Source organism: Rhizobium sp. S152, from assembly GCF_030380735.1.
Classification (GTDB): domain Bacteria; phylum Pseudomonadota; class Alphaproteobacteria; order Rhizobiales; family Rhizobiaceae; genus Rhizobium.
The window spans coordinates 283419-295819 of the sequence record NZ_JAUDRZ010000008.1; the positions used below are offsets into that span (position 1 = coordinate 283419).

Here is a 12401-nt window from a genome sequence, read left to right on the forward strand (position 1 = left end):
TATGATGGACATCAGCGTTTCGGGGGGAGCGTCTGGAGCGGAAGCCGCGGCGGCTGCCAAGGGCGGCCGTCAGGCGGTGAAAGGCAACGATGCCAGCGGCGGCGGATTTTCCGATGTTCTCGACAAGACCAATGGTGGCGGCGCAGGCGGCAAGAATGCCAATGCTTCCGCCAACGGACAGGCCGACGGCGTTGCCGAAAACGTTCAACCCGATGCGCAGCATGTGTCGCACAAGCCTGTTGCCAAGCCGGTCATCGATCTCAACGACAGCTCACTGAAAGCGCAGGCCGAGGCCGGCGCGAATGCGGGCAAGGCTGCGGAAAAGGCACCGGCGGACCACGTCAAGGCGAAACCTGGCAAGAGCAGCAAGACGAATGATGCCGATGAGATCGGCGACGAGCTTGCCGCGCATGTCGCCAAGGGCGGAAAACCGGGCAAGAACGGCCCCTCCGATGCCGATGATGCTGCTGCGAGCGACGATGACGCGGCAAGTGACGTGTTGAGCCTGCTCGTTCAGACACCGGTGGACGGCTCGGCAGGTGCAGCGATGGCGGCTGCCATGAATGGACAGAAGTTCGACGGCAAGGCGACCTCCGATATCAAGGAGAAGGCGCCGGCTGATGCAAAAACGAAGGACCAGCTCGTCTCGGATGTCGCAAGTTCGCTTTCGACAGCTGATGCTTCGGGAGACGAGGTCTCCACGCCAGGCACGGAGGAGACGGATAGCATTAGCGGTTCGATCTTCCGGCTGAGCCGTGCGGACGGTCGCGGGCAGTCCATGGATGTTCATCTCGGTATCGACCGCGATGCGGCGCAGGAAAGCGGCGGCCGGGCGAATGTGGAGAACGTTTCCATCCTCGATTCCCGCCGTTATATCGGCCTTGCCGGTGGCACCAACTCGGCAGCGGTCACCGCGGCCATCTCCGGCGATGCCGAATGGGCGCATGCGTTGCAGGCAAGCTCGGCGCTGTCGAACGCGGCTGAATGGACGAGCACCGGCAAGGTGGTGAACACCCTCAAGATCCAGATGAACCCCATCGAGCTGGGTCTGGTGACGGCAACAATGCGGTTGCAGGGTGATGCACTCAATATCGATCTGAAGGTCGAGACCGGGGCCGCCTACAGGCAGCTGAAGGAAGACCACAGCAAGATCGTCGAAGTGCTGCGCGCGCAGGGCTACGCGATCGACAATGTATCGATCAGCATGGCACTCGTCGATCGCTCCGACACGGGCAACCAGGCCGGCGGACAGGGGCAGTCCGCCCAGCAGCAGGCCTTCGCGCAACAGGGCCAGGGCGGCCAGGCACGCGAACGGCAGTATCAGTCCGGACAAAGTACCGGTGGAGGCTTCGATGGCGCAGGTGAAACGGGTATGGACGGCGTTGCTGCTGGCACCGCTGGCGGCCGCGGCACTGGTGACGTTTACCTCTGACGCCGAGGCTTCCAACAGTGCCTGCGAGCAGGAGATCCAGTCGGCCGCATTGAAGTACGGCATCCCGGAAGGCATCCTCTATTCCGTCGGCCTGACGGAGACGGGCCGCAAGGGTTCGCTATACCCCTATGCGCTCAATATAGAGGGGAAGGCCTTCTTTCCGCCCTCTGAGCAGGCTGCCCTGCGCCAGGTCGATGTTGCCAAACGCTCCGGCGCGAAGCTCATCGACATCGGCTGCATGCAGATCAATCAGTATTATCACGGCGAGAATTTCCGCTCCATGGAGGATATGTTCGACCCTCGTCGGAATGTCGAATACGCCGCGAAATTCCTGAGCAACCTTCACGACCGGCACGAGACCTGGACGATGGCGGTAGCCAGATACCACGCCGGACCCAATAATGACCCCGCCCAAAAACAATATGTCTGCCGGGTTATTGCCAATCTGGTTGCCACCGGCTACGGCAAATGGACTCCCAACGCGAGCAATTTCTGCCGGAATTGATTCAATCAAAGATGGCAAAAATGGAACAAATCGGAAATGTGTCATAATGTGGCGGAATCCCGTCGCAATGTGGCAAGGCAAGTCACATTTTAGGACGTGTTAACTTTTCCACCAGAAAAATAGTGGCGAAAAGCGGAAGACCTACTAGATGTAGATCAAATCGCGACCCAATGGTTAATCAACTATTAATTTCTGCCAGTTAGTTCCTGCAGCTTGTCCCAGAATCGTGCGATTCGTACCCATAGATCATCGATGTGCCACAAGTGATTCGGAGGCGGACGAATGATCGTAGTGGTTGATGAGCGTGAGCTCGTGAAGGATGGTTACACTTCCCTTTTTGGTCGAGAAGGCATTCCTTCGACCGGTTTTGATCCCAGCGAATTTGGCGAATGGGTGCAGACGGCTGCTGATTCCGATATCGCAGCAGTCGAGGCATTCCTTCTCGGCCAAGGACAGCAGACGTCTGATCTGCCGCGTGCGATTCGCGACAGAACGCAGGCCCCGGTCATCGCGGTTAGCGACCAGCACTCGCTGGAGAACACGCTGGCGCTGTTTGACTGTGGCGTCGACGATGTCGTCCGCAAGCCGGTACATCCGCGCGAAATCCTCGCACGGGCAGCAGCGATTCGCCGCCGCCTGAAGGCAATCTCCAGCCACACTGACATCGGTGGCATCCGCGTATTCTCGGATGGTCGCGATCCGGAGATCCACGGAGAGGTCTTCCCGCTTCCCCGTCGCGAACGCCGCATCCTGGAATTCCTGATCGCAAATCGCGGTCGGCGCGTGACGAAGACTCAGATTTTCAACGCTATCTACGGCATCTTCGACGAAGAGGTCGAGGAGAACGTGGTGGAAAGCCACATCTCCAAGCTGCGCAAGAAGCTGCGCAAGAAGCTCGGTGTCGATCCCGTCGATTCCAAGCGCTTCCTTGGTTACTGCATTGATTGGAACTGATTTTTAAGCGGGTCTCGTGACCGCATAGTTGGTCTTTCGATTTGTTGCCGGGCCGTTGGGTACAGACAGCTTCACGCAAGGCCCACCAAATACTCTCAGGTCTAATACAGGAAACGAGGTTTTCAGATGAGCATTTTCGGCAGCATGAAGACGGCTGTATCGGGCATGAACGCACAGGCGAACCGCCTCAGCACCGTGGCCGACAACATCGCCAACGTAAACACATCGGGCTACAAGTCGGTTTCGACGGCCTTCTCGTCTCTCGTGCTTCCGTCGAGCTCCGGTAACTACAACTCCGGCGGCGTTCAGACTACCGTCCGCCAGGCTGTTTCCGCCCAGGGCGACATTTCCTACACGACTTCGAGCTACGATCTGGCGATTTCCGGCGATGGCTTCTTCATCGTCCAGAGCCCGGATGGCGTTCCTGTCCTGACACGCGCAGGTGATTTTACCAAGGACGACGAAGGCAACCTCGTCAATTCCGCCGGCTTCAAGCTGATGGGTTATTCCTACGACAGCGGTGCTCCCGCCGTCGTCGTCAACGGTTTCTCCGGCCTTGTTCCGATCAATGTCGCCCAGCAGGGCCTGACTGCGATCGCGTCGACCACGGGTACCTTCTCCGGTAACCTGAACTCGAACGCGGCTGTCGCCACCGGCAACCTGCCGAGCGACAACGTCACGCCGATGACCACCGACACCAAGCAGATCTCGATGGTCGGCTACGACAAGCTCGGCAACACGGTCCAGTACGATTTCTATTTCACCAAGACCGCTGTAACGTCGCCGACGCCGACAGATGGCTCCGTCGCCAGCACGTGGGAAGTCACCGTCTTCCGTCATGCCGACGCGGCCACCGGCGGCACGACCTCGTTCCCCTACACCGTCGTGGCGCCTGCTACGACCGCGGTCGTCGGCAGCGGCACGATGGAATTCGACTCAAGCGGCAAGCTGCTCAGCGGTGACTCGCTGACGATCGACGATCCGGTCACCACGGGTTCGATCCAAATGGACCTTTCGGGCTTCACGCAGCTCGCTTCCGAATTCGCCGGAAAGGGTACGCCGAACGGCCAGGCTGCAAGCCCGGTCGATAGCGTGACGATCGACAAGGACGGAACCGTATATGCCAAATATGCCGACGGCACGTCCAAGGCGCTCTACCGCGTTCCGCTGGCAACCGTCGCGAGCCCCGACAACATGACGCTGATGAGCGGCAACGTCTACAGTGCCAACGGCTCGTCCGGCGTGACCGTCACCGGTTTCCCACAAACGAACGGCTTCGGCTCCATTCAGTCGGGCGCCATCGAAAGCTCCAACGTCGATCTCGCCGGCGAATTGACCGAGATGATCGAAGCGCAGCGAAGCTACACCGCCAATTCCAAGGTGTTCCAGACGGGATCCGACATCATGGACGTTCTCGTCAACCTCAAGAGATAAGTAGGGTAACGGCCTAGCCATGTCGCTCACGTCCGCACTGAACACCGCCCAGAGCATATTCAACAATACCGGCACGCAAAGCAGTGTGGTATCGAACAATATCGCGAACTCCAGCAACAGTGATTACAATCGCCGGCAGGCGATGGTCACGACGTCGCTGAACGGCTCGCAAGTGGTCAAGATCAGCCGCGCACAGGAAGACGCGCTGCTTCGGCAGTGGCTCAAGGCAAGTGCCCAGGACGCCGGCCAGCAGACGCTGCTGGGCGGCCTGTCCGACCTGAAATCGATCATGGGCGGTAACGACTACGAAACGTCGCCGGCAACCTATCTCTCGACGTTCCAGCAGAAACTCCAGGCGTTCCAGACCTCGCCGAGCAGCACGATCGCGGCACAGAGCGCGATCACCGCTGCGCAGGACGTCGCCAACTCGCTCAACACCGCCTCGAAGGCCGTACAGGCCGAGCGTCAGGCTGCCGACAAGGAAATCGCGACCCAGGTCTCGACGCTGAACACGCTGCTGTCGCAGTTCAAGACCGCCAACGACGCAGTCAAGAGCGCGACGGCAAATGGCGGCAACCCGGCGGATGCGCTCGATCAGCGCGACAAGCTTCTGAAGCAGATCTCCTCGATCGTCGGCGTCAACGCGGTCGATCGCAGCAACGGCGACATGGCGCTTTACACGACCGACGGTACGGTCGTTTTCGACACCATTCCGCGTACAGTGACATTCGTTGCGCAGAGCACCTACACCGCGGCCGTCAAGGGCAACGCTATCTACATCGATGGCGTTGCGCTGCAGTCGGGCCAGGGTGCGACGACGAATGCACAGGGCAGCCTGCAGGCGCTCGTGCAAATCCGCGACGAGATCGCGCCGAAGCTGCAGTCACAGCTCGATGAGATCGCAAAGACGCTGGTCAAGACTTTCTCGGAAACCGACGGCACGACGACTCAGCCCGGCCTGTTTACCTGGAACACGCTCGGCGGCCTGACCGGCGACACGCCGACGACGGGCGATGTGATCGATGGAATCTCCACGACGATCACCGTGAACCCGGCTGTCATCACCAGCCAGGGCGGCGACCCGATGAAGTTGAGGGACGGCACGATCACCGGGCTGACCAACCTCAACCCCGACAACAACAGCGGCTTCTCCGGCAACCTCGATGCGCTCTACACGGCGCTCGGTACGGCCCAGACCTTCTCATCCGACGCCGGCATCTCGTCGAACGTCACGCTGCTGGACTACGCATCGAACTCGATCGGCTGGCTCGAGCAGTACCGCAGCGACGCCACCACCGCGTCGGAAAACACGTCCGCGGCGCTCTCGCGCTCGACCGAAGCATATTCGAATGAAACTGGCGTCAACCTCGACGAAGAACTGACACTGCTTCTTGATATTGAACAATCCTATAAGGCCGCGACCAAGATCCTCAATTCGATCGACGAAATGATGAAGGCGCTGCTGGATATAGCGAGCTAAGCCATGAAAAGTTCATTTATTTCTAGTTCAGCGATTCAGAACGCGATGCGGTTGACGATCCGTCAGTCGCAGCAGCAGATGGTCAAATCCGCCCTGGAAGCGACGACGGGTGTTTACGCTGATATCGGTGTATCGCTTGGCTCCGGCGCGGCCAAGAGCGTGAACTTTACCGCCGAGTTGAACCGCATCAAGTCGCTGCAGGGTAGCAATTCCGTCGTCGGCGGGCGCATGGAAGCCTCCCAGCTTGGCCTTGACAGCATGAAAACGGCCGGCGACGCGCTCGTCTCGAAGTTGACGGCGTTGCAGGGCAGCCAGGACAAGACCAGCATAACCGTCGCCGTTCAGTCGGCAGGCGATGCCTTGGCATCGCTGATGGATACGGCGAACTCTCGATATAACGGCGAATACCTGTTCTCCGGCATCAACACCGATGTCCAACCGCTGCAGAACCAGTCGGCCACCGTGACGGCCGACATCCAGTCCGCGTTGAACACTTACGCGACGGGGCTTGGCAAGGATGTCAGCGATCTCACCGGCGACGAGATGGAGACATTCATCACGGGTACCGTCGAGCCGATGTTCTCGGAAGCAAGCTGGACCGACCCGACGACCGGTTGGTCGAGCGCGTCCGACCAGAACATGTCGAGCCGCATCAGCAATTCTGAAGTCATCACCTCGTCCACCAATGCCAACTCGGAAGGCATGCGTTATTTTGCTCTTGCCGCGGTTACCGTCTCGGCGCTGGCGGGCCAGAACCTGAGCGCCGACGCGCTTGGCAAGGTCACCTCGATGGCCATCGGCTACTCCGCCCAGGCAACCTCGGGTATCGTGACGCAGGCCAGCCAGCTCGGCCTCTCGCAGGAGCGGCTTGAGAAGGCCAATGACGCACTCGATGCTCAGACGAGCATCATTCAGAACAAGCTCGTTGATCTGCAGGGAGTCGACCAATCAGAAGCATCGACGTTGGTCAACGCGCTGCAGACGCAGCTGGAGACAGCCTACACCATCGTATCGAAAATCCAGCAGCTGAGTCTCGTGAATTACCTTTGATGATCAAAGGGATGAAATACAAAGAAGGATGCATGAATGTATCAGTTCTCTTACGCCGAGGTCATGCAGGACTCGGTCGCCGATGCGAAGGAGCGGGAGCGTCAAGTTCTCGATCGTTCCATCGAGCTGCTGTCCATCGCGCGGGACAAAGAGAAATACAGCCGGGAAGCCATTGATGCATTGTTTTACACCCGGCGTGTTTGGATAAGTTTCATCGAAGATCTCAAGCATCCGGACAATCAGCTTGAGATCCAGCTCCGGGCCAATCTCATCTCCATCGCGATCTGGATCTTGAAGGAATGCGATCGGATCAGACGCCGGCAGTCAACGAACTATCAAGGCGTCATCGACATTACCACCATCATCAGGGATGGACTGAAATGAAAAGCACACTACGCATCTCGCTTAAGGCCGGGGAAAAAATCTTCATCAATGGTGCGGTTTTGCGCGTCGACCGCAAGGTCGCGCTGGAATTCCTGAATGATGTGACCTTCCTTCTCGAAAACCATGTTCTGCAGCCGGAAGACGCGACGACGCCGCTGCGTCAGCTCTACTTCATCGCGCAGATGATCCTGATCAATCCGGAAGGCAAGGATCAGTCGACCGCGATGTTCCGCAAGTCGGTCGCCATGCTTCTCACCTGCTTCAAGAAGGAAGAAGTGCTGGCCGAACTCAAGCGCATCGACGGCCTGGTTTCGACCGGCCGCGCTTTCGACGCTCTGAAGGCCATTCGCGGTCTCTACGCGATCGAGGATAACATTCTGAACAATCAGGAAATGCATCCGACGATGGTCGAACAGATTCGCAAGGAGATCGCACCGTGGCGGTAGACGGCGTTTCGAACGTAAACACCAATACAGACACCAGCACGTCGAGCACCAAGAAATCTTCGACGCTGCAGTATGATCAGTTTCTTCAGCTGCTGATCGCGCAGATGAAGAACCAGGATCCGACCGATCCGATGGACGCCAGCGAACAGGTTGCCCAGCTGGCGACCTTCTCGCAGGTCGAGCAGACGGTTCAGACCAACACGAAGCTCGACACGCTGCTGGCAAGCTCCAGCCTGACCCAGGCCGGCGCCTACATCGGCAAGTACATGACAAGCGCCGACGGCAGCGTCGCCGGCACGATCGCTTCGGTGAAGGTGTATTCCGACGGAATTATCGCGACGACGAGCGATGGTAAGAGTATTCTCGTTCAGGCGGGAATCACTCTCGCCGATCAGGCTCCGGCCTCGACCACGACTGGCTCGTAGACCTGAACTACAAACCGATGAAACACGGTCCGGCCAATCGGACGGACCGCAAGGCGATATGAGGTTGCCTGACGATGAATGAAGCTGATGCACTCGATATCTTCCAGGCTGCGATCTGGACTGTTCTTGTTTCCGCCGGTCCCGCGGTAGGCGCGGCCATGGTTGTCGGCCTTGTCATCGCGCTGCTCCAGGCGCTGACGCAAGTTCAGGAAGCGACGCTGACCTTCGTTCCGAAGATCGTCACGGTTCTCGTCACCATCGGCATCTCCGCGCCCTTCGTCGGTTCGCAGATTTCCATTTTCACCAATATGGTGTTTTCGCGCATCCAGACGGGCTTCTGAGCCACCTTCGCGCAAGCTTCGCCATCTAGTTCTCGATCCGAATAGGTGGGCATCATGCCCACTCCTCTCATGAAGAGACGGAATCGAAATGGCGCAACCTCCTGCACTTCCCCTTCCGAAACCCGGCCTGAGCGTTCGCGATATCGGTTTTGCCATGGGCATCATCGTTATCATCTGCGTGCTGTTCCTGCCGATCCCGCCCTTCCTGATCGACATGGGTCTGGCGTTTTCGATCGCCTTCTCGGTCCTGATCCTGATGGTGGCGCTGTGGATCAAGCGCCCGCTCGATTTCTCGTCCTTCCCGACCATCCTGCTGATCGCGACGATGACGCGTCTGTCGCTCAACATCGCGACGACACGTGTCATTCTTTCGCATGGCAATGAGGGGCATGGGGCAGCCGGTGGCGTCATCGCCGGCTTTGCGAACCTCGTCATGTCCGGCGATTTCGTGATCGGTCTGATCGTCTTCCTGATCCTGATTACCATCAATTTCATCGTCATCACCAAGGGTGCGACGCGTATCGCGGAAGTCGGCGCGCGCTTCACCCTCGATGCCATCCCCGGCAAGCAGATGTCGATCGACGCGGACCTTTCCGCCGGCATCATCGACGAGAAGGAAGCCCAGCGCCGCCGCAAGGAGCTCGAAGAGGAAAGCTCCTTCTTCGGCGCCATGGACGGTGCGTCCAAGTTCGTGCGCGGCGACGCGATCGCCGGCCTGCTGATCACCGGGATCAACGTCTTCGGCGGCATCATCATCGGTTACTTCCGCCACGGCATGCCGATCGGCGAAGCAGCCGACGTTTTCGTCAAGCTGTCTGTCGGTGACGGCCTCGTCTCGCAGATGCCGGCTCTTATCGTTTCGCTGGCTGCCGGCCTCCTCGTTTCGCGCGGCGGCACCGTTGGTTCGACCGAAGAAGCCGTCGTCAATCAGCTGAGCGGCTATCCCCGCGCGTTGTCGGTCTCCGCGGTCCTCATGGCCATTCTCGGTCTCATGCCCGGCCTGCCGTTCATCCCCTTCATGTTCCTAGCCGGCCTTCTGGCCTTCGGTGCCTGGTTCATCCCGCGTCAGGTCGAAGCCGAAGCCAGGACGCGCCGCGAGCAGGAGGAAAAGACAGTCGTCCAGAACAAGGAGCTGGAGAAGGACTCGGTCAAGTCGGTCCTGCGCACCTCGGAGATCGAGCTCGCGCTCGGCAAGATGGTGTCCACCCGTCTGCTCGGCGCTCACCAGGAACTGGCGTTCCGCGTCAGCAAGATGCGCAAGAAGTTCGCGACGCAGTACGGCTTCGTCGTTCCCGAGATCAAGGTCACCGACGATATCGGTATTCCCGAGAAGTCCTACCAGATCCGCATCCATGGCACGACGGTCGCATCCAATGCGCTGCGTGTCGGCGAAGTCCTGGTGGTCACCGGCTCCGGCCGCAAGCCGAGCATTCCCGGCGACGAGATCCGCGAACCCGCCTTCGGCATGCCGGCGGTCTCCATTCTCGAAGCCTTCAGCGACGACCTCAAGCGCGAAGGCTTCCAGCCGATCGACAATGTCTCCGTCGTCCTCACCCACATGAGCGAGGTCATCCGCAACAATCTGCCGGCGCTCCTGTCCTACAAGGACGTCAAGGTGCTGATCGATCGCCTCGATCCGGAATACAAGAAACTGGCCGACGAGATCTGCTCGTCGCACATGTCCTATTCCGGCCTGCAGGCGGTCCTCAAGCTGCTACTTGCCGAGCGTGTCTCGATCCGCAATCTGCATCTCATCCTAGAAGCCGTCGCCGAACTCGCGCCGCATGTCCGCAAGACCGAGCAGATCGTCGAGCACGTGCGCGTGCGCATGGCCCAGCAGCTTTGCGGCGACCTTGCCGACAACGGTGTGCTGCGCGTCCTGCGATTGGGCAGCAAGTGGGATCTCGCTTTCCACCAGGCGCTCAAGCGCGACAACAAGGGCGAAGTCATCGAATTCGACATCGACCCGCGCATGCTGGAGGAGTTCAGCGAGGAGGCAACGGAAGTTATCCGTGAATTCATGGACCGCGGCCTGCCTTTCGCCCTTGTCACCTCGCCGGAAACACGCTCCTATGTGCGCATGATCATCGAACGCCTGTTCGCAACGCTCCCGGTCCTGTCGCATGTCGAACTGGCCAAGGGCATCGAGATAAAGATTCTGGGCTCTATTTCATGATAACCGACCCGCAAGGGACCGTGCTGGCGCTCTTCCTGATTTTCTGCAGGATCGGCGGCTGCGTCATGGCGATGCCCGGCTTTTCCTCGGCGCGCATCCCGATGCAGATCAGGCTCTTCATGGCCGCTGCCCTGTCCCTTGCTATACTGCCTGTCCTTTGGGACACGGTCTACCCCACGGTCCACACCTCAAGCGCGACCTATATCGGCTTCATCTTCAGCGAGTTGCTGATCGGCCTGATGTACGGAATGCTGGCGCGCCTCTACACTCTCGGCCTCCAGTTCGCCGCCAGCATTATCGGCATGATGATCGGCTACTCGCAGCCCGGCGCCGCCGATATCTTCGAAGATGCGCCGGAAAGCAGCCTTTCGGGCTTCATCACCTTCGCCGGCATGATGATTCTTTTCATGATGGACTTCCATCACATCGTCTTCCGGGCGCTGGTCGATTCCTACACGGCCATGCCCTTCGGCGGCGTCATGCAGATGCGCGCCACGCTGATCTCGTTTACCGACACGCTGTCGTCCACCACTTACATCATGTTGCGGCTCTGCAGCCCGTTTCTGATCTACGGACTGATGTTCAACGTCGCCATCGGCTTCATCAACAAGCTGGCGCCGCAGATGCCGGTCTACTTCATTTCGGCCCCTTATCTGCTGCTCGGCGGCTTGTTTCTCTTCTACTTCTCCGTCGCCGCGCTGGTCAGTCAGTTCGGCCAGTCCTTCGCCAGCGTCTTCATCGGCAGGTAGGGACATGGCGGAGCAGACACGATCGCAGAAGCTCAAACGCCTGGTGGCGGTGCAGCGTCACCTTGAGCAGATGGCCGAATTCGATCTCGCCGAAACCACCCGTCAGCGTGACGAGGTGAACGAGCAGATGGACAGCGTCATCCTGGCCCTGGGGTCCATGGATCCCGTCCATCACGCTTTCTCGCAAGGCTATGCCGACCGCTTCAACCGGCTTGGGATCAAGGACCAGCAGTTGACCGGCATGCAGCAGATCCACGAAGGCCGGGTCACCCAGGAGCGCGCCAAGGCCGATCGCCTGGAAGAGAGCATGCGCGAGGCGCGCGATGCCGAACGGCGTGAGGCCGACGACAACGCGGTCTATGATATCATCGATCAGAAATACGGTACGCCAGCCTCCAGCAAGCTTCAGAAACCATAATCGTCGCGATCTTAGATAAGAGGATTGTGACTTGGCTATTTCACCTCCGAGTGATCTGGTTCTTGATGTTGTCAAAGCCGCCGACCCGACCGAGGTCGAGGCAGCACAGGCAAAATTGAAGGCAAACCAGGCAGCTTTCGCGGCCAACAGCCTGGCGGAAGCCGGCAATGGCTTCACCTCGGCAGTCGACGTCCTCGACCGCGCGAGCCAGAAAGCCGGTCTTGCGGACGTCAAGAACCGCGGCACGAAGACCGAAGAGGTGCCGGAAACCTATCGCAAGTTCGAAGCGATGGTTCTGCAGAACTTCATCAAGAACATGCTTCCGAGCGACAGCGAGGAAGTCTACGGCAAGGGTGCCGCGGGCGACATCTGGAAGGGCATGATGGCCGAGCAGCTCGGCAATACCATTGCCCAGGGTGACGGCATCGGCGTTGCCAAGCAGCTTTATCACGATGCGCTGAAGAAGCAGCAGGGCGTGGTCAACGCCTCGGTCGATAATCACGACCGTAACATGGCGCTCAGCATGGTCGACGAGTTCCAGCGCAAGACCTTCGGCACGCCCACCGCCGACAACAAATCCAGCAACGACGCCTAAGGGGATCGAGGA

Annotated in this window: 14 protein-coding genes; all 14 read left to right on the plus strand. The window is 59.4% G+C overall.

The window, feature by feature from the left end; all coding sequences use genetic code 11:
- Position 1 precedes the first annotated feature (1 nt).
- The 14 genes from fliK to QTL95_RS10980 all read left to right on the plus strand — a co-directional run bounded on the left by fliK (position 2) and on the right by QTL95_RS10980 (position 12389).
- Positions 2 to 1432 carry a flagellar hook-length control protein FliK gene (gene fliK / locus QTL95_RS10915; protein WP_289719989.1) on the plus strand — a complete coding sequence of 477 codons (1431 nt, stop codon included), beginning with the start codon at positions 2 to 4 and terminating at the stop codon, positions 1430 to 1432.
- Entirely contained in the window at positions 1353 to 1937 is a 585-nt protein-coding gene (locus tag QTL95_RS10920; protein WP_289719990.1) for a transglycosylase SLT domain-containing protein, read from the plus strand. The genes fliK and QTL95_RS10920 overlap by 80 nt, the downstream gene beginning before the upstream one ends.
- Positions 1938 to 2219: 282 nt before the next feature.
- A complete protein-coding gene (rem, locus tag QTL95_RS10925; protein ID WP_037187400.1) occupies positions 2220 to 2891 on the plus strand; it encodes a transcriptional activator Rem in 672 nt (223 codons plus the stop codon).
- 126 nt (positions 2892 to 3017) lie between these two features.
- A complete protein-coding gene (locus tag QTL95_RS10930) occupies positions 3018 to 4325 on the plus strand; it encodes a flagellar hook protein FlgE (RefSeq protein ID WP_289719991.1) in 1308 nt (435 codons plus the stop codon).
- Between the two features lie 19 nt (positions 4326 to 4344).
- Positions 4345 to 5805, plus strand: coding sequence for a flagellar hook-associated protein FlgK (gene flgK, locus QTL95_RS10935; protein ID WP_289719992.1), 1461 nt, complete (start codon positions 4345 to 4347; stop codon positions 5803 to 5805).
- A gap of 3 nt (positions 5806 to 5808) precedes the next feature.
- Positions 5809 to 6855: a flagellar hook-associated family protein gene (locus QTL95_RS10940; RefSeq protein ID WP_289719993.1), complete on the plus strand. Its 1047-nt coding sequence runs from the start codon at positions 5809 to 5811 to the stop codon at positions 6853 to 6855.
- A gap of 36 nt (positions 6856 to 6891) precedes the next feature.
- Positions 6892 to 7239 carry a flagellar biosynthesis regulator FlaF gene (flaF, locus tag QTL95_RS10945; protein ID WP_289719994.1) on the plus strand — a complete coding sequence of 116 codons (348 nt, stop codon included), beginning with the start codon at positions 6892 to 6894 and terminating at the stop codon, positions 7237 to 7239.
- Positions 7236 to 7685 (plus strand): flagellar biosynthesis repressor FlbT, encoded by a 450-nt coding sequence (gene flbT, locus QTL95_RS10950; protein ID WP_289719995.1) that lies wholly within the window; start codon positions 7236 to 7238, stop codon positions 7683 to 7685. Before flaF ends, flbT begins: the two co-directional genes overlap by 4 nt.
- Positions 7676 to 8110 (plus strand): flagellar hook assembly protein FlgD, encoded by a 435-nt coding sequence (gene flgD / locus QTL95_RS10955; RefSeq protein WP_289719996.1) that lies wholly within the window; start codon positions 7676 to 7678, stop codon positions 8108 to 8110. Before flbT ends, flgD begins: the two co-directional genes overlap by 10 nt.
- Before the next feature lie 74 nt (positions 8111 to 8184).
- On the plus strand, positions 8185 to 8451 hold the full coding sequence (gene fliQ, locus QTL95_RS10960) for a flagellar biosynthesis protein FliQ (protein ID WP_289719997.1): 267 nt from the start codon (positions 8185 to 8187) through the stop codon (positions 8449 to 8451).
- Between the two features lie 88 nt (positions 8452 to 8539).
- The gene (gene flhA / locus QTL95_RS10965) at positions 8540 to 10627 is read left to right on the plus strand and encodes a flagellar biosynthesis protein FlhA (protein ID WP_289719998.1); all 2088 of its coding nucleotides are present in this window, start codon (positions 8540 to 8542) and stop codon (positions 10625 to 10627) included.
- Positions 10624 to 11376, plus strand: coding sequence for a flagellar biosynthetic protein FliR (fliR, locus tag QTL95_RS10970; protein ID WP_289719999.1), 753 nt, complete (start codon positions 10624 to 10626; stop codon positions 11374 to 11376). Before flhA ends, fliR begins: the two co-directional genes overlap by 4 nt.
- Positions 11377 to 11380: 4 nt before the next feature.
- Positions 11381 to 11794, plus strand: a complete 414-nt coding sequence (locus QTL95_RS10975; protein ID WP_289720000.1) for a hypothetical protein — start codon at positions 11381 to 11383, stop codon at positions 11792 to 11794.
- 31 nt (positions 11795 to 11825) lie between these two features.
- Positions 11826 to 12389 carry a rod-binding protein gene (locus tag QTL95_RS10980; protein ID WP_289720001.1) on the plus strand — a complete coding sequence of 188 codons (564 nt, stop codon included), beginning with the start codon at positions 11826 to 11828 and terminating at the stop codon, positions 12387 to 12389.
- Positions 12390 to 12401: the final 12 nt, after the last annotated feature.

Bases quoted from the DNA above. Each gene is read 5' to 3' on its own strand.
- QTL95_RS10920 (WP_289719990.1), top strand. From the start codon at position 1,353: ATGGCGCAGGTGAAACGGGTATGGACGGCGTTGCTGCTGGCACCGCTG.
- flaF (WP_289719994.1), top strand. From the start codon at position 6,892: ATGTATCAGTTCTCTTACGCCGAGGTCATGCAGGACTCGGTCGCCGAT.
- QTL95_RS10975 (WP_289720000.1), top strand. From the start codon at position 11,381: ATGGCGGAGCAGACACGATCGCAGAAGCTCAAACGCCTGGTGGCGGTG.
- rem (WP_037187400.1), top strand. From the start codon at position 2,220: ATGATCGTAGTGGTTGATGAGCGTGAGCTCGTGAAGGATGGTTACACT.
- flgK (WP_289719992.1), top strand. From the start codon at position 4,345: ATGTCGCTCACGTCCGCACTGAACACCGCCCAGAGCATATTCAACAAT.
- flbT (WP_289719995.1), top strand. From the start codon at position 7,236: ATGAAAAGCACACTACGCATCTCGCTTAAGGCCGGGGAAAAAATCTTC.
- QTL95_RS10930 (WP_289719991.1), top strand. From the start codon at position 3,018: ATGAGCATTTTCGGCAGCATGAAGACGGCTGTATCGGGCATGAACGCA.
- QTL95_RS10940 (WP_289719993.1), top strand. From the start codon at position 5,809: ATGAAAAGTTCATTTATTTCTAGTTCAGCGATTCAGAACGCGATGCGG.
- fliQ (WP_289719997.1), top strand. From the start codon at position 8,185: ATGAATGAAGCTGATGCACTCGATATCTTCCAGGCTGCGATCTGGACT.
- fliR (WP_289719999.1), top strand. From the start codon at position 10,624: ATGATAACCGACCCGCAAGGGACCGTGCTGGCGCTCTTCCTGATTTTC.
- flhA (WP_289719998.1), top strand. From the start codon at position 8,540: ATGGCGCAACCTCCTGCACTTCCCCTTCCGAAACCCGGCCTGAGCGTT.
- fliK (WP_289719989.1), top strand. From the start codon at position 2: ATGATGGACATCAGCGTTTCGGGGGGAGCGTCTGGAGCGGAAGCCGCG.